15 protein-coding genes are annotated in these 15,174 nt (G+C 38.7%); 11 read left to right on the top strand and 4 right to left on the bottom strand.

Annotation, left to right across the window (positions count from 1 at the left end):
* Nucleotides 1–147: 147 nt before the first annotated feature.
* The 4 genes from B4A24_RS11195 (at nucleotide 148) to B4A24_RS11180 (ending at nucleotide 5,097) form a co-directional block, all read left to right on the top strand.
* Nucleotides 148–981, top strand: a complete 834-nt coding sequence (locus B4A24_RS11195) for a DUF4846 domain-containing protein (RefSeq protein ID WP_293944957.1) — start codon at nucleotides 148–150, stop codon at nucleotides 979–981.
* Between the two features lie 253 nt (nucleotides 982–1,234).
* Nucleotides 1,235–2,437, top strand: a complete 1,203-nt coding sequence (gene hmpA, locus B4A24_RS11190; protein ID WP_293944956.1) for an NO-inducible flavohemoprotein — start codon at nucleotides 1,235–1,237, stop codon at nucleotides 2,435–2,437.
* Between the two features lie 88 nt (nucleotides 2,438–2,525).
* Complete coding sequence (locus tag B4A24_RS11185) at nucleotides 2,526–2,990, top strand: RrF2 family transcriptional regulator (protein WP_293944954.1); 465 nt, start codon at nucleotides 2,526–2,528, stop codon at nucleotides 2,988–2,990.
* A gap of 1,486 nt (nucleotides 2,991–4,476) precedes the next feature.
* Complete coding sequence (locus B4A24_RS11180; RefSeq protein ID WP_293944953.1) at nucleotides 4,477–5,097, top strand: hypothetical protein; 621 nt, start codon at nucleotides 4,477–4,479, stop codon at nucleotides 5,095–5,097.
* 52 nt (nucleotides 5,098–5,149) lie between these two features.
* Here B4A24_RS11180 and B4A24_RS11175 read toward each other — a convergent pair whose 3' ends face one another.
* Nucleotides 5,150–5,623 (bottom strand): SRPBCC family protein, encoded by a 474-nt coding sequence (locus B4A24_RS11175; RefSeq protein WP_293944952.1) that lies wholly within the window; start codon nucleotides 5,621–5,623, stop codon nucleotides 5,150–5,152.
* Between the two features lie 120 nt (nucleotides 5,624–5,743).
* Here B4A24_RS11175 and B4A24_RS11170 point away from each other — a divergent pair, with 120 nt between their 5' ends.
* Complete coding sequence (locus B4A24_RS11170) at nucleotides 5,744–6,253, top strand: GNAT family N-acetyltransferase (protein WP_293944951.1); 510 nt, start codon at nucleotides 5,744–5,746, stop codon at nucleotides 6,251–6,253.
* 391 nt (nucleotides 6,254–6,644) lie between these two features.
* Here B4A24_RS11170 and B4A24_RS11165 read toward each other — a convergent pair whose 3' ends face one another.
* Complete coding sequence (locus tag B4A24_RS11165) at nucleotides 6,645–7,070, bottom strand: cold-shock protein (protein ID WP_172394543.1); 426 nt, start codon at nucleotides 7,068–7,070, stop codon at nucleotides 6,645–6,647.
* A gap of 393 nt (nucleotides 7,071–7,463) precedes the next feature.
* Here B4A24_RS11165 and B4A24_RS11160 point away from each other — a divergent pair, with 393 nt between their 5' ends.
* Nucleotides 7,464–7,745, top strand: coding sequence for a GNAT family N-acetyltransferase (locus B4A24_RS11160; protein WP_172394544.1), 282 nt, complete (start codon nucleotides 7,464–7,466; stop codon nucleotides 7,743–7,745).
* 53 nt (nucleotides 7,746–7,798) lie between these two features.
* Here the strand turns inward: B4A24_RS11160 and leuS are convergent, their stop codons facing one another.
* Entirely contained in the window at nucleotides 7,799–10,582 is a 2,784-nt protein-coding gene (gene leuS / locus B4A24_RS11155; protein ID WP_293944949.1) for a leucine--tRNA ligase, read from the bottom strand.
* Nucleotides 10,583–10,800: 218 nt separating this feature from the next.
* Between leuS and B4A24_RS11150 the strand changes: the two genes are divergently transcribed.
* Genes B4A24_RS11150 through B4A24_RS11130 form a run of 5 tightly spaced genes read left to right on the top strand, consistent with a single transcriptional unit; the run spans nucleotide 10,801 to nucleotide 14,498 of the window.
* A complete protein-coding gene (locus B4A24_RS11150; protein ID WP_293944948.1) occupies nucleotides 10,801–11,679 on the top strand; it encodes a cell division protein FtsX in 879 nt (292 codons plus the stop codon).
* A 2-nt stretch (nucleotides 11,680–11,681) separates the two neighbouring features.
* Entirely contained in the window at nucleotides 11,682–11,927 is a 246-nt protein-coding gene (locus tag B4A24_RS11145) for a DUF3098 domain-containing protein (protein ID WP_172394546.1), read from the top strand.
* 15 nt (nucleotides 11,928–11,942) lie between these two features.
* Complete coding sequence (locus tag B4A24_RS11140; protein WP_293944947.1) at nucleotides 11,943–12,737, top strand: undecaprenyl-diphosphate phosphatase; 795 nt, start codon at nucleotides 11,943–11,945, stop codon at nucleotides 12,735–12,737.
* An 8-nt stretch (nucleotides 12,738–12,745) separates the two neighbouring features.
* On the top strand, nucleotides 12,746–13,468 hold the full coding sequence (gene truB, locus B4A24_RS11135; protein WP_172394548.1) for a tRNA pseudouridine(55) synthase TruB: 723 nt from the start codon (nucleotides 12,746–12,748) through the stop codon (nucleotides 13,466–13,468).
* Nucleotides 13,469–13,523: 55 nt separating this feature from the next.
* Nucleotides 13,524–14,498 carry a bifunctional riboflavin kinase/FAD synthetase gene (locus B4A24_RS11130; RefSeq protein WP_293944946.1) on the top strand — a complete coding sequence of 325 codons (975 nt, stop codon included), beginning with the start codon at nucleotides 13,524–13,526 and terminating at the stop codon, nucleotides 14,496–14,498.
* Nucleotides 14,499–14,686: 188 nt separating this feature from the next.
* On the opposite strand, the gene aroQ is transcribed toward B4A24_RS11130, so the two are convergent.
* Nucleotides 14,687–15,106, bottom strand: coding sequence for a type II 3-dehydroquinate dehydratase (gene aroQ, locus B4A24_RS11125; RefSeq protein WP_288812237.1), 420 nt, complete (start codon nucleotides 15,104–15,106; stop codon nucleotides 14,687–14,689).
* Nucleotides 15,107–15,174 lie beyond the last annotated feature (68 nt).

The following is a 15,174-nucleotide window of genomic DNA, read 5'->3' as shown; positions in this document are numbered from 1 at the left end:
AACTTTGGCTAAGCTACATCAGAAAATGATCCAAAAAGCTCCTAGACAGCTTAAAAAATCCTTAATTTTCAACGATTGATCAACCTGAACGCTCTATTGAATTTTATTATATTAGCAGAACGGACGACATTGACTAAAAAACGCTATATGACAACAACATATTTATTACTATCCGCACTAACCCTACAAACATTCATTGGCTGTGGGCAGCCAAATTCAGCTGTCTCACAAGCAAAATCAAAGGGCCAGACGACAACTGAACATGCCGAGCAAACACCGTTAATTAATCCGGGCGGGATGACCGTCAAAACAAGAATTTCGTTGCCTAAAGGTTTTGAAAGACGCAGTTTTACAGCAAACGACTTCGGGAGTTTTCTAGAAAATCTTCCGCTCTACCCCATCGATCACGAGGTTCGTTATTATAACGGAAAAATTAAGCCCAGAAACAATATCTACAATAGCGTTATCAAACTGGATATTGGTAAACGTGACCTACATCAATGCGCCGATGCCGTAATGCGCTTACGTGCCGACTACCTCTATCAGCAAAAAAGATATCAAGACATTCGATTTAACTTCCTTTCGGATGGAAAACCACGCACCTATACAAATTATACCAAAGGAGACTATTCCTATGCAAAATACTGGAAATACATGGAGTATATCTTTGCATATGCCAACACAGCTTCTTTACATGATGAATTACCTGAGGTGAAAACAACAAAAGCGGTTAAAATCGGAGACACCTTCATACAGAAAGGCTCACCCATTGGGCATGCCGTTATTGTCGTTGACCTTGCAATAAATAAGGAAGGAAAAAAAATTGTGCTGCTTGCTCAAAGTTATATGCCAGCACAGGAAATACAACTCTTGAACAATTGGAATAACCCACAACTGAGTCCTTGGTATGATATTGACGACGATGTCATCAAAACGCCGGAATGGACATTTTATGCTAAAAACCTTAAAACCTGGGAATAGTTATTCCCCAAAAACCCATCGCCCCATTTACCAGATAGCAAGCGATGGAAACCTCCAGAACTTGGCTTGGTATGTCACTAAATTTAATAAAAGATATTTTTATCTTTTATTAAATTTTCTTATTTTTGTTTCCGATAGTCATTTGCAAATGTACCCTATCAAGGAATAATAACAACCTCTGCAAGAGGAAAATTACATTTTCATTCCTTTTTTTCAAGAAATAAAAGATAAAAAGGTACTTAAATATTCTATTATGATCACCGAAACACAGAAAGATTTAATCAAAGGTACTATACCAGTCTTGAGGGAGCATGGTGTTGCGCTTACCAGTCATTTTTACAAACGTATGTTTACCCACAACCCTGAGCTCAAGCACATCTTCAATATGGGTAATCAACAAAATTCAAAACAGCAAACGGCATTGGCCACTGCTGTATTAGCCTATGCTGAACACATTGACGATCCCAGCGTATTACTGCCTACTGTCAAACACATCGGACAGAAGCACAGTAGCCTCCATATCCGTCCCGAGCATTATCAGATCGTGGGTAAGCATCTGCTGGCTTCTATCCAGGAGGTGCTGGGCACGGCAGCTACAGAAGAACTTATTGAAGCATGGAAAGTGGCCTACTTTCAATTAGCAGACCTGATGATCGGCATCGAAAAGAAAATGTATGATCAAATGGCTCAAAATGAGGGCGGATGGACAGGCTGGAAGCCTTTTAACATTATTAAAATCGTTTCAGAGACTGCAGAAATCCAATCGATTTACTTAGCACCGAGCGATGGCGATAAAGTTCCCACACATACCGCCGGCCAGTATGTGAGCGTACGTGTATACTTACCCGAACTTCATCTTTATCAACCGCGACAATATAGTTTGTCCGATGCCAGCAATGGTAAATACCTTCGCATCTCTGTTAAAAAAGAAACTCCTGCAGGAAAACCCGAAGGAATGGTCAGCAACTACCTACATCAGTACTTTCAGGTAGGAAAGCAGCTGGAATTGACAGCTCCTACCGGTTCCTTTAACCTGGTCGAAAATGAACATCCGCATGTGTTTATCAGTGGCGGGGTCGGACAGACACCCTTAATGGCTATGATAGAACAGCTTGTCAATGCAAACGGGCGAAATCCGGTGACATGGATTCATGGTTGTAAAAATAACGATCTACATGCATTTAAAGACAGGCTTCTGGCGCTTGAGGCTCAATACGAACACATCAAGTGTTTTTCCTTCTACGATGAAACCCAAGGGGATAAAAAGGGCAATTTCTCGGGCTGGGTAGATCTTGCGAAAATAGATTCCGATCACCTGCCACTAAAAGCTAATTATTACTTATGTGGTCCTTCAGGTTTCATAGCGAAGCATTTTCAGTATTTAACTGGCCGGGGTATCGGAACCGAGAATATTCATTTTGAAGAATTTGGTCCCGCTTCCCTGCAGCTCAGCTAAAAGAATGGGATCGCCATCCGTAAATTTTCCCTGAATTGCGGATGGCTATTCTTGATTTTGTACCTTTGTGGAAAAGCAAGAATAGATTATGGGTATTTTTTCCAAAACATGCGAATATGGTCTTCGGGCAGTTTTTTTTATCGCGCAGCGTTCGCAAGAAAACAGACGTGTCGGTATCAAAGAAATTGCCGAAAATATCCGTTCCCCTGAAGCCTTCCTTGGTAAAATCTTGCAGAATTTAAGCCGCTCAGGCATTATTCGCTCCATGAAAGGCCCTGGTGGCGGATTTTATCTAGATACTTCAGATATGTCAACCCCGTTGTCCGATGTAGTCAAAGCAATTGATGGAGAGAATCTCTTTGTAGGTTGTGGGATGGGCCTGGAGTTCTGTTCAGAACAGTATCCCTGTCCGTTACATCATGAATTTAAAAGCATTCGCAATAACCTCTCCGAGATGCTTCAAAAAACAACAGTTGGTCAATTCAACGACGACCTCATTAAAGGAAAAATTCTGCTGACAAAATCCAAAATCGCCCCCAATAAAGATCGCTAGAACTGAGCGCAAAAGCTGAGCAAATAGCTCCACAATAGTATACTTTTCACCCTATTATAGAACGTTCCAAGCGATTTCAAGTACTTGAAAAACACTTCTTACAAGGCCTCTTCGGACGCTACTATTTAGTAAATAATATCTTTATATAAAAAACATAATAATATTGAAATAAAGCATATTAAACAAAAATAATAAACTTAAAATAGTCATTTAACTTTTTATCAGACCAGCACCTCTGGCAATAGAATCATTTGATTTGATCCCTAAAATGAGCTCTTTGAGAATGACCTCTATCTCATACCTATGCTGAAAAGCCATTGCCAGTAAAAAGCTGTAAACGAAACTATAACCAATGATGCCTGCTTCTGTGAACACAAATTTTGGCAGATAAATAAAAAAAGAACCGTTCAAAACCAGCGTTTCTTATGGGTTAAAATAGCCCGTATCGTGTAGACTCAAGGTCAAGACAACGTGTTTTCAATTTTTCCCAGCCTAAACTTTTAATTCCATAATAAAATATTATTATCATTTAATATAGAGATCTTTATAAATTTTATATAAACAAAAAAATAATACAAAACAAACGATAAAATCTATTCATTTCTATAGAAAAAAGATATGGATAAAATTTTATCCATATCTTTTTTCTATAAAAATATTCTGGGATCAAACCAGAAGAGCACCGATGCGCAAACGTAAAAATACCGCTCGTCCACCAAGGAAAGCCATCGGCACCATTTCACTTTGCCCGGCTTTCTCTACACACGTAAATGTGTACGATGCAGATCAGCAAATTACAGACATGGACCGTACCTGGATTGGAAACCCACACCCTGATTTTTCCTCAAACTTGAATCACACTGCTTTATTTGATTTGCGAAAGGCCATCTACAATGCTCCAAGACTGCATGTCTCCTCCCCCGAGCCTACCTTTTGATTTCAGGCTATTTTTAAACGCTACAAACACTTTAATTTGCAAAAGGAATCAGATACACCGGTCTATACAAAAGATAGCTTAAAACCTTTGCACTCCTCCATGAAATCCAAAAATATTTCTCCAAAGCAAGTCGTGCGGCTGACCAGCTCCTACTGTCTATCATTCCATGCTAAATTTTACACCCGCAGTTAACATCATTTTTTTGAATACTAGCGAGCAAGCCCTTTCTTGTCCTTCCAGGCATTGCAGTCCATAACTTGCGGGATATCTCCCAGTTGCTTTTGGACGCGACAGCGATTGAATACTGCTCCGACAATAAAGCTAGCTCATAGCTATCGTATAAAAGTATATAACTCAACAAAAATTAAATATAAAAAACTAAAAAATAGATATTTAATAATACTTATATAAACAATAATAAAATATAAAAAAGATGAATTAGAATCGTAAATTACCCGCTAGACAACCGATCATGTCAAAATTTTTAGATTTAGAAATAAGCATATAAGCCCGCTTCTTACTATCTTTATACCAACATTAATTCATTACATGTATAATTACTCATCTGACATTATTCTATTTCTACAAACCGAGATAAGAAAAATCAAGAAAGTTCGCAATGCTGGTATGGGACTCTTTATAGGAATATTTTTCTTTATTTATGGCTTCTTTCTTTATGTCTTTTTTGACAAGTGGGTGAATGCGGAGGACAAGCTGACTTTTTTCTATAAATCCCTCCCACTACTTAGTACCTTGTTCGTTTATTTCGGCGTACTATTCGGTGGATTAAGCTGGGCCGTTTATGCCAAAAATCAGAAATTTATTATCACCTTAAGAGCTCTCAATAGCCGTGACCTTGCTGTTTACCAACAATACACAAGCAGACTTGTCCGCATTTATGCAACTATTGCGCCTTATCTTTTTCGTGAACATGAACTTATATTCTTCACTTTTTTTGGAAGTAAAAAAATCCCAATCAGTCAGATCCACCGCATCGAGACTAAGATTATACAGAACTCTCGCGGTCCAAACAGCTTCCGCATCTATTTTTACAATGAATTCTCCAAGATCCATCAGGTGACAATGAACCAGAGAGGTGCCTTTGATTTTTTACAGGAACAGCTTCTATTGGAAAACCCACATCTGAGCATTACCTCAAGAAACCGATAAGCACCATATAACCAAGGCATAAATAAATAAACAACCATCTTCTACGCTATCCTCAGCAATAATGGATATAATCTCCTGATTCCGCGACCACTTTGATGATACGGTTGCGCTCTTCAAGAAATCGTTTCATATATACAGTAAGGAAAGACCATTCAGCAAACCTCCCCAGAAGCCCTAAAGGCGCCCTAAAATGAAACACATCCCGCATCAGGACAGTACCATCCACCTGCTCTTCAAAAAGATGCTGATGATCCATCGACTGAAATGCCCCCTGTATCATCTTATCCTCAAAAAAATAGGGCTTTTCCATTTTCGTGATCCGCACCGTCAGGGTTTGATATACGCCCAGATGTTTTGCCCGCCACTGAACCGTCTGTCCCGCTTCGATCAGCCCACTGGTAACACCTGCTATCGCTTTCTCTTTTGTTTTCTTCGTCGAATACATATGCAGGTCTATGCTGCGGGCCAGATCAAAAACGATCGTTAAAGGCGCATTTATGATGGTATCTAATATAAGTGTTGGCATGCAATCTTCTTAACGGTAAATTCGGAACGAATTTCGTAAAAATCACGATTTTTTTAGGAAAACACCCAACAATTTTCTAATTTACCCCTACACTTACAACCCACTGTCAATATTAAAGTTATGATCACTTTACTTCCATTTGAAGAAACTGACTTTGACCGCTTCAAATCCTGGATAAAATCTCCAGAGGAACTCCTGCAGTTTGCAGGCCCTTATTTTACCTTTCCAGTGACTGATGAACAATTAAAAAAATATATCGCTGACCTCAAACGACGTCCATATAAAATTATCAGTACAGAAACAAACAATGTTATCGGACATTGCGAATTGAATTTCGAAAGAGATACCCCCAGACTTTCCCGCATCTTGATTGCTGACCATACCGAGCGAAACAAAGGATTTGGAAGAAAAACAATACATGCTATGCTAAGGATTCTTTTCATTGACAATACCTACGATAAAGCAGACCTGAATGTGTATGCATGGAACAGTAATGCAATAACGTGTTATGAAGGAGTGGGATTTGAAATCAACGAAGGCATCACTACAGAAACTTCCATCGGCGACAAAATCTGGAAAGGTTTAAACATGCAGATTACAAAATCCAGCTGGATAGCCAAAATGCAATGAAGAAGAAACTTTTTTAAGAAAGGCTTCATTGCTTTCATTATAATTACAGCTTTGGCCGGCTAATACGCTTGGCAAATCGAGCCGCATTGGGTGAAATACGAACAGTTACGATTACCAATAAAAAATCTTCCTGAGGACCTCGAAGGGAAAGGGTTAGCTGTTCATTAAAAAGATTTGTTAGCGCTCCATGGCTCACTGAAGGCTCACCTACAGGTATTAAAGCAGGTGTGAGTCGAGGGCACTTAATGAATAGGTAAATATCAGTAGGGTTGTCCACTCAGAGGGGAACAAAAAACAAGCCCTCGCTTGGCTTCCACATAGTTTCTGGCTATTAGAAGTGCTTGAGGGCTTTATAATTCAACGCTTTTAGCACAAGCGGAATCTTCGTTTACTAGTACTCAATCAAAACCTCAGTAACCTGGGCACCTTGTTTAGCACTTTTGAATTTAAACTTCACTTTTTGGTTCAGGTTCAATTTCTGCCCGACAAGACGGTCATTGAAATAAATAGATTGTTGGGTCTCATTATCCCTAATGAATCCGTAATTGGATTCTGCATTGTAATGGACGACTTTTCCGAAAGAATACTCATCCTGATGATTTGAGCTCATGCTTGGGCTCTCCCCTTCTTTCAATTTTATTGCAGGTCTGTCTGAGATATTCCCGTGTTCATCAACATAAGCAAACAATTCTTCCAAAGATTTTCCTTTGTCGTTGTTTGTTTTATTGAATTCTTTTTTCTCAATTTTGTGTTGTTTTTTGAGTAGTTTCTTTTTTTCTCGTTCTTTTTTGTTAAATGTAATTTGGCTTTTGCTCATTCAATATGGATTAAAAATAAAATGTTCCCGAGGAGGTTTCGGACCTTTAGAGCTTCGTTGAAAGATAAAAATGCGAGGTGTTCTAAGGAGATAATTGCAAAGGTACAAAAAAAATAGGAGAAATCAGATAGGTGCTTTTGCAATTATCTTTGGGTTGCCGGGCAAATAGCAAGCTATTTACCGAAGATATGAAGACTATCGGTTTTGATTGAATACGATAACACTGCTCGATAACGTGGATGAATCCTATACCCCATAGAATTTTCTTATCACTGAAGGTCAAAAAGCGTACGCATACTACTATAGTATAGCTATAGTTTGACTTACGGAGTAAAAATCGAAAACTTTGATAAAACAAAAATATCTTTTGGACGTTATTTTGAAAAAAACACTATGGAAGTAAAAAATATCGAAAGAGAAGACAAAGGCAATTTCATTGCTGAGGTGGAAAATAACGAGGCTGGAATTTTGGAATACACATGGCAAAGTGAGCGTGAGTTCTCCATCGACCATACCGAAGTCTATGACGAATATCAAGGCATGAGCGTGGGTAAAAAACTCGTCCTTGAAGCTGTGGATTACGCACGGAAAAACGATGCCAAGATTATCCCAAACTGTCCATACGCAAAATCAATTTTTGAAAAAACGATTGCCTTCCAGGATGTATTGGCATAAAAAAGCCATCTTATCCTTGGGATAAAATGGCTTTTATTTGATAACGGAAAGAACTAAGCTACGATATTGATTATTTTCCCTTTGACAAAAATAATCTTCTTAATTGGTTTTCCATCCAGATGTCTTTGTACATCAGCATGCGCCCTGATCGTATCTTCAACAGTTTGTTGATCTAAGTCCAATGCAAGTGAAAGATTGAACTTCATTTTACCATTGAAAGATACCGGATAGGCAAATTCAGACTCAACGAGATATTCCGGTTTAAACACAGGATAAGTTGCTTGCGAAAGTGTACCTGGCGCATTGCCTAACAAGTTCCACAATTCCTCGGTGATATGGGGTGCGTAGGATTGAAGAACGATGATAAGTTGCTCCAATACCTGGCGTTTATTGCATTTTAGATCAGTCAATTCGTTGACACAGATCATAAAGGCAGAAACTGAGGTATTGAAAGAGAAACGTTCAATATCATCCTCCACTTTCTTGATAATCTTGTGCAGCGCTTTAAACTCAGCTTTTGAAGGCTCTGCATCAGATACATTAAAATTACCTTCCGCATCATGAAACAGGCGCCATACTTTCTTTAGAAATTTGTAAACACCTTCAATACCATTGGTATTCCAAGGTTTAGCCTGTTCCAATGGTCCCAAAAACATTTCATAAAGGCGTAAGGTATCGGCACCGTAAGTTTCGATGATATCATCTGGATTAACGACATTGAATTTTGATTTGGACATTTTCTCCACCTCACTGCCGCATATGTATTTACCATTTTCCAACACAAACTCTGCATTCCCAAAATCAGGCCTAAAATTTTTGAATTTTTCCAAATCCAATACATCGTTCGATACAATATTGACATCCACGTGCATAGGGATTGTATTGTAATCATTTCTCAGTCCGTAGGATACAAATTGATTAGTTCCTCTACCCTCTTCATCCAATACACGGTAGACAAAATTTGAACGACCTTGAATCATCCCCTGATTGATCAGTTTTCGGAACGGTTCTTCCTCATTGTGATAGCCAAGATCCTTTAAAAATTTATTCCAAAAACGGGAATACAACAAGTGTCCGGTCGCATGCTCTGAACCACCAATGTATAAATCAACTGCTTTCCAGTAATCAACAGCTTCCTTAGAAGCAAAGTTACCCTCGTTCTTTGGATCCATGTATCTGAACCAATACCATGAAGAACCTGCCCATCCCGGCATCGTACTTAACTCGTACTCGTACTGATCTTCATATTTCCAATCTTTTGCACGTCCTAAAGGAGGTTCACCTGATTCTGTTGGCAAGTATTTATCTACTTCCGGTAATAATAAAGGTAGCTCCTCCTCCTTAATGAGATAGGGTAAGCCATTTTTAAAGTAAACAGGTACCGGTTCGCCCCAATATCGTTGACGACCGAAAATGGCATCACGCATACGGAAGTTGATCTTTGCCTTACCTAATTTTAATTCTTCCAACTTAGCGATCAAAGCAGGCACAGCCTCTTGATAAGTCATGCCATTGATAAAATCGGAATTGATATATTTCCCATCCTTGTTCGGATCAGCCTCTTCCTCGATATGCTGTGTATTCGAAATCGGGATAATTTCTAAATTAAAATGTTTAGCAAAAACATAATCACGCTGATCACCACTTGGAACAGCCATTACTGCCCCGGTGCCATATCCAGCCAACACATAATCAGCAATCCAGATCTGTACATCCCGACCCGAAATAGGGTGTTTCGCGTAGGCACCTGTAAAAGCACCGGATACTGTTTTGGTATCGGCCATACGATCTAATTCGGATTTTTTTGCCGTTTTCTCGATATATGCCTCAACTTCAGCTTTTTGTTCTGCTGTGGTTAATGCGGCGACCAATTCATGTTCAGGAGCCAAAACAACAAATGAAACGCCGAAAATGGTATCTACACGTGTTGTAAAAACTTCTATCGCGGTATCCAGCTGCGGAACGGGGAATTTTACCGAAGCGCCAACAGATTTACCAATCCAGTTACGTTGCATTTCAACCAAAGGTTCGGGCCAGTCAATGGTGTCCAAACCTTTTAATAGGCGATCAGCGTACGCCGTAATACGCATGGACCATTGCATCATCTTCTTTTGCTCAACCGGGTAGCCGCCACGTTCAGATACGCCATTGATGACCTCATCGTTCGCGAGTACTGTACCTAATGCGGCACACCAATTCACCGTACTTTCACGCAAATATGCAATCCGGTATTTTAACAACTCGCGTTGTTGTGTTTCTTCATCAAATGATTTCCATTCCTGTGAAGTGAACTCCAATACATCATCGTCAGAAACCCCCTGAATAGCCGCCGAACCATTTGTGGAAAATTTTGCGATCAATGTATCAATTGGTTCCGCTTTATCCGTTTCCTTATTATACCAGGAATTGAATAATTTCATAAAAATCCACTGCGTCCATTTATAGTAAGCCGGATCGGAGGTTCGTACCTCTCTACTCCAATCATAAGAGAAACCGATATTGTCCATCTGCTCGCGGTAACGACTGATATTCACTTCGGTTGTAACTGCAGGATGTTGTCCAGTTTGAATCGCATATTGCTCTGCCGGAAGTCCAAAGGAATCATAACCCATTGGATGGAGAACATTGAAGCCTTTTAAACGTTTATATCGTGAAAAGATATCCGAAGCAATGTATCCGAGTGGATGACCAACATGTAGTCCTGCCCCAGATGGATAAGGAAACATATCCAACACATAGTATTTTGGCTTTTGATGCGTATCTGATGTTTTATAAGTTTGATGATCCGCCCAAAACTTTTGCCATTTTTTCTCTAATGATTTGTGATTATACTCCATTTTTGTTCGTAAGGAATTTTTATGACTTGCGAAATTACGATTTTAATACTGAAATGTGATAAAAGTTTTGTAGTTTGAACAATAAATTATAGTATTGAAAAGTTATTTAAACATAGGTAGAATACAAAATTCGAAATGATTTTTATCAAAGTAATTACAAGATAAATTCGAAATCTTCCGCTCAATTAGTTACTTTCGCAAATAAATTTTTGCTTATTATGTCAGAATACGAATTAAGCACACAAAAAAGAAAAACAAAGTCTGTATATGTTTCCACAGTGATCAGCATTGCACTGGTATTGTTGGTGACCGGTATGTTAGGCTTATTATTGGTGCACGCTAAAAACCTTTCAAAGTACGTTAAAGAAAACATTGTCCTAAATGTCATTGTAAACGATGGCACTAGTGAGGGTGACGTACTCTCCTTACAAAAAGATCTTGAAAAAGATCCTTATGTACTTCGTTCGGTATATATCAGCAAAGAAATCGCTGCGAAAAACCTGAAAGAAGATCTCGGTGAAGATTTTGTGCAGTATCTTGGGCATAATCCATTATTGCCTTCACTGGATGTCTATATGAAGGAAAATTACGCCAATACAGACAGTATCAAAACATTCATTGAAAAAATCTCTAAAAATAATAGAATAAAAGAGGTGGTTTATCAGGAATCGTTGATTGATATGGTCAATAAAAACGTTCGTATCATTGGAATGATTGTTTTAGCCTTTGCTGTTATATTATTGATCATTGCTGTTGCCTTAATCAACAATACCATACGCTTGGCCATTTATTCCCAACGTTTCTTAATCAAAAGTATGCAATTAATAGGTGCGACCAAGAACTTTATTCGTAAGCCTTTTATCACTTACGGTATTATCCATGGTCTCCTTGGTTCATTAATCGCGATTTTATTATTGATATTGACGCTTAAATTTGCGCAGCAACAGATACCTGAATTGATATTTTTACGCAATTGGTTTGAATTTGCGGTTATCTTTTTAGGGGTTATCTTCATCGGAATTTTAATATCAGGACTTAGTACCTACTTTGCTGTTACTAAATATTTAAAAGCGCAATCTAACGATTTATATAGATAAAAATGGCTCAAATAAAGAAATCTACTGAATCTGTAAACAAAGGTTCTTTCGTATTTTCCAAAATAAATTATCAGCTTTTCATAGCTAGTCTGGTTATAGTAGTCATTGGCTTCGCGCTTATGTCAGGTGAAACCGATATTTATAGTTTTACCAAAATCACATTAGCTCCTATTGTTGTAGTTCTTGGATTTGCATTGGGATTTGTAGCGATCTTGTATCGTCCCAAAACAACCAAAACTGAAGAATAATCTTATTAAAAAATAATGTCTATTATTGAAGCTATTATCCTCGCTATTATCGAAGGACTAACGGAGTTTTTGCCTGTCTCCTCCACAGGTCATATGATTATTGCAACCGCTCTGATGGGTATTCAGCCCTCTGCGTTTGTTAAATTATTTACAATTGTCATTCAATTGGGAACCATCTTATCGGTACTCGTTTTATATTATAAAAGGTTTTTCAAATCGCTTTCATTTTATTACAAACTGGTGATTGCAGCTATTCCAGCTTCGGTGCTGGGATTACTTTTCAACGATTACATTGATTCACTTTTGGAAAGCCCATTGGTCGTTGCAATCATGTTGGTGATTGGTGGTGTTGTGTTACTATTTGTGGACAAATGGTTTAATAAACCTACTGTTGAGGATTCCGACGAAATTTCCTATAAACAGGCTTTTATGATCGGTGTATACCAATGTCTTGCATTGATTCCGGGCACATCTCGATCTGCAAGTACCATTATCGGAGGTATGGCCGAAAAATTAACGCGCAAAGCTGCAGCGGAGTTTTCATTTTTCCTCGCTTTGCCGATGATGTTTGGTGCATCAGCCGTTAAACTTTTGAAGTTTTTCAAAGAGGGGAATACATTTACGGGTGAAGAACTGAACCTGCTGATTGTTGGTAACCTAATTGGTTTTGTCGTAGCGATTGTTGCGATCAAGTCTTTTATTGGTTTTTTAACCAAACATGGGTTTAAGGCCTTTGGATGGTACAGGATAGTGATTGGCGTTATTATACTGGTATTACTCCTTTCTGGTCATAGTTTACAAATTATCTAAAATTTTTCATGGAAAACAGAGAGGTTAGTGAAAACTCAGCAAGGTTTAATTTTGCTGAAGGCGAAATGTTGTTGATTGATAAACCTTTGACATGGACGAGTTTCGACGTTGTTGGTAAAGTCAGGAATTCCCTGAAACCATTAAAGTTAAAAGTTGGCCATGCGGGCACCCTAGATCCCTTGGCCACAGGATTATTGATTGTTTGCACTGGGAAGTTGACTAAAAAGATCGACAGCTATCAGGCTGAAGATAAAGAATATACAGGTACAATTACACTGGGAGGCACAACCCCTTCCTACGACTTGGAAACCGAAATTGACGAGACATTCCCGATCGCACATATTAATGAACAAATGATTTTGGATGCCGCAAAATCATTTGTGGGTGATATCCAACAATTTCCTCCGGCACACTCTGCCATAAAGATCAATGGGGAACGTGTTTATGAAAAAGCACGCCGCGGTGAAGATGTCGAAATAAAATCCCGGCAGGTGCGAATCAATAGTTTTGAAATTGAGAAGATTGAACTTCCCAATGTATATTTTCGCATTTCCTGTTCAAAAGGTACATATATCCGTTCATTGGCGTACGACTTTGGAAAAGTATTACAAAGTGGATCACATTTAAGTTCATTAAGGCGTACCAAAAGTGGTGATTATCGTGTCGAAAACGCATGGAACCTCGAACAGCTTATCGCTGAAATAAAACGTCATAAAGAAATCATTAAATAATCCTATCGGCACTTTTTATTGATTCTTTATCTTATTTTTGCAAAAAATCCTATAAATGAAAATCTACAGAAGTTTAGAAGATTTCTCCCCCGTTGAAAATGCAGTCGTTACCATTGGTACTTTTGACGGTGTTCATATCGGCCACCAAAAAATATTAGTCCACTTAAAGGAGGCTGCACAAAAGATCAACGGCGAAACCATATTGCTTACTTTTTTCCCTCATCCCCGGTTAATTATTAATCCCGATGATGATAGCTTACGGCTAATAAATGATATTGAAGAGAAAGTGAGCCAATTAAGCAAAGTTGGTATTGACCATTTGATCATTATCCCCTTCTCCCGTGATTTTTCCAATCAGACTCCTGAAGAATATATTAGCAATGTACTTGTAGGAAAACTGGGAACAAAGAAAATCGTGATCGGATATGACCACCATTTTGGAAAAGACCGCAAAGGTTCCTTAGGCGACCTGGAACAATTTGCTTCGATATTCGATTACAGTGTAGACGAAATCCCAGAGCAGGATATCAATGATATTGCAGTCTCTTCCACCCGTGTCCGTGAAGCACTCATCAAAGGTGATATTAAAACTGCCAATCTCTATTTAGGCTATCCCTTTGAATTGACAGGGACAGTTATCCGGGGCGATCAAATCGGACGGACTATTGGATTTCCAACAGCCAATCTACAGGTACATGAGCCCCATAAACTCATTCCTGCCTACGGTATCTATGCAGTTGAGGTCTATATATACAATCACATCCAGAACATCACGACAGGCGAATATAAAGAAGAGAATCCCGTTTCCATTGCTAAGGGCATGGGATACATTGGCACAAGGCCTACGGTTGATGGCATGAATCGTGCGATTGAAATCAGCCTGTTTGATTTTGATCGGGATATTTACGGTAAGACGCTCCGCGTCAAATTCTTACATTTTATCCGACACGACGAACGTTTTGATTCGCTCGAGGAAATGAAGGCACAGATCAAAGCAGACGAGATAGCGATAAGGAGCCTTATCTGCTAATACCTTCGCTTTGATTTTACAATAACGAGAAAAGGCGGGAGTTCCCGCCTTTTCTCGTTATTGCTTCTTATTTTTCTCTAATAATACTTTTATTTCGACGATTATCTTCATCCATAGCATCCAAGATACCTCTAAATCCCTAAGCGTAAGTCAAATAGAGCTAATTATCACTCCTGTAAAGCTTGCTTTTAGACTAACAGCGCTTCGATTCCAAGTCGGTAACTATCCAATCCAAAGCCGCAAATCACTCCCCTGCAATTTTTAGCCAAAAAGGAATGATGACGAAATTCCTCCCGTTGATGGACATTGCTGATATGAACTTCAATGACCGGAGTCTGAATAGCAGCGATAGCATCACCAATAGCAATGGAGGTGTGTGTATATGCGCCTGCATTCATAACAATGCCATCGTACTCAAAGCCAACCTCATGAATCTTATCAATTAATATTCCTTCGGAATTGCTCTGGAAATATTCTAATTGAACAGTTGAAAAACGTTTTTTCAACTCCTCAAAATAACTCAGGAAATCCTGATTTCCATAAATTGACTTTTCCCTAACACCCAATAGATTTAAATTTGGGCCATTTAATACAAGGATTTTTTTCATTGATATTTAGTATTTTATACATGTTAGTTGCCCGATCCGGCATGCTTGCTACTTTTGGTGGCATCAGC

It is taken from the genome of Sphingobacterium sp. UBA7249 (assembly GCF_002472835.1).
Taxonomy (GTDB): Bacteria; Bacteroidota; Bacteroidia; order Sphingobacteriales; family Sphingobacteriaceae; genus Sphingobacterium; species Sphingobacterium prati.
Note: the sequence above shows the minus strand (reverse complement) of the source record. Positions and strands in the feature narration are given on the sequence as shown.

Excerpts from the sequence above, each read along its gene's own strand:
- B4A24_RS11170 (WP_293944951.1), top strand. The coding sequence starts at position 5,744 with ATGATCACTTTACTTCCATTTGAAGAAACTGACTTTGACCGCTTCAAA.
- B4A24_RS11145 (WP_172394546.1), top strand. The coding sequence starts at position 11,682 with ATGGCTCAAATAAAGAAATCTACTGAATCTGTAAACAAAGGTTCTTTC.
- B4A24_RS11195 (WP_293944957.1), top strand. The coding sequence starts at position 148 with ATGACAACAACATATTTATTACTATCCGCACTAACCCTACAAACATTC.
- aroQ (WP_288812237.1), bottom strand. The coding sequence starts at position 15,106 with ATGAAAAAAATCCTTGTATTAAATGGCCCAAATTTAAATCTATTGGGT.
- B4A24_RS11130 (WP_293944946.1), top strand. The coding sequence starts at position 13,524 with ATGAAAATCTACAGAAGTTTAGAAGATTTCTCCCCCGTTGAAAATGCA.
- B4A24_RS11165 (WP_172394543.1), bottom strand. The coding sequence starts at position 7,070 with ATGAGCAAAAGCCAAATTACATTTAACAAAAAAGAACGAGAAAAAAAG.
- leuS (WP_293944949.1), bottom strand. The coding sequence starts at position 10,582 with ATGGAGTATAATCACAAATCATTAGAGAAAAAATGGCAAAAGTTTTGG.
- B4A24_RS11185 (WP_293944954.1), top strand. The coding sequence starts at position 2,526 with ATGGGTATTTTTTCCAAAACATGCGAATATGGTCTTCGGGCAGTTTTT.
- truB (WP_172394548.1), top strand. The coding sequence starts at position 12,746 with ATGGAAAACAGAGAGGTTAGTGAAAACTCAGCAAGGTTTAATTTTGCT.
- B4A24_RS11150 (WP_293944948.1), top strand. The coding sequence starts at position 10,801 with ATGTCAGAATACGAATTAAGCACACAAAAAAGAAAAACAAAGTCTGTA.
- B4A24_RS11160 (WP_172394544.1), top strand. The coding sequence starts at position 7,464 with ATGGAAGTAAAAAATATCGAAAGAGAAGACAAAGGCAATTTCATTGCT.
- B4A24_RS11180 (WP_293944953.1), top strand. The coding sequence starts at position 4,477 with ATGTATAATTACTCATCTGACATTATTCTATTTCTACAAACCGAGATA.
- hmpA (WP_293944956.1), top strand. The coding sequence starts at position 1,235 with ATGATCACCGAAACACAGAAAGATTTAATCAAAGGTACTATACCAGTC.
- B4A24_RS11175 (WP_293944952.1), bottom strand. The coding sequence starts at position 5,623 with ATGCCAACACTTATATTAGATACCATCATAAATGCGCCTTTAACGATC.
- B4A24_RS11140 (WP_293944947.1), top strand. The coding sequence starts at position 11,943 with ATGTCTATTATTGAAGCTATTATCCTCGCTATTATCGAAGGACTAACG.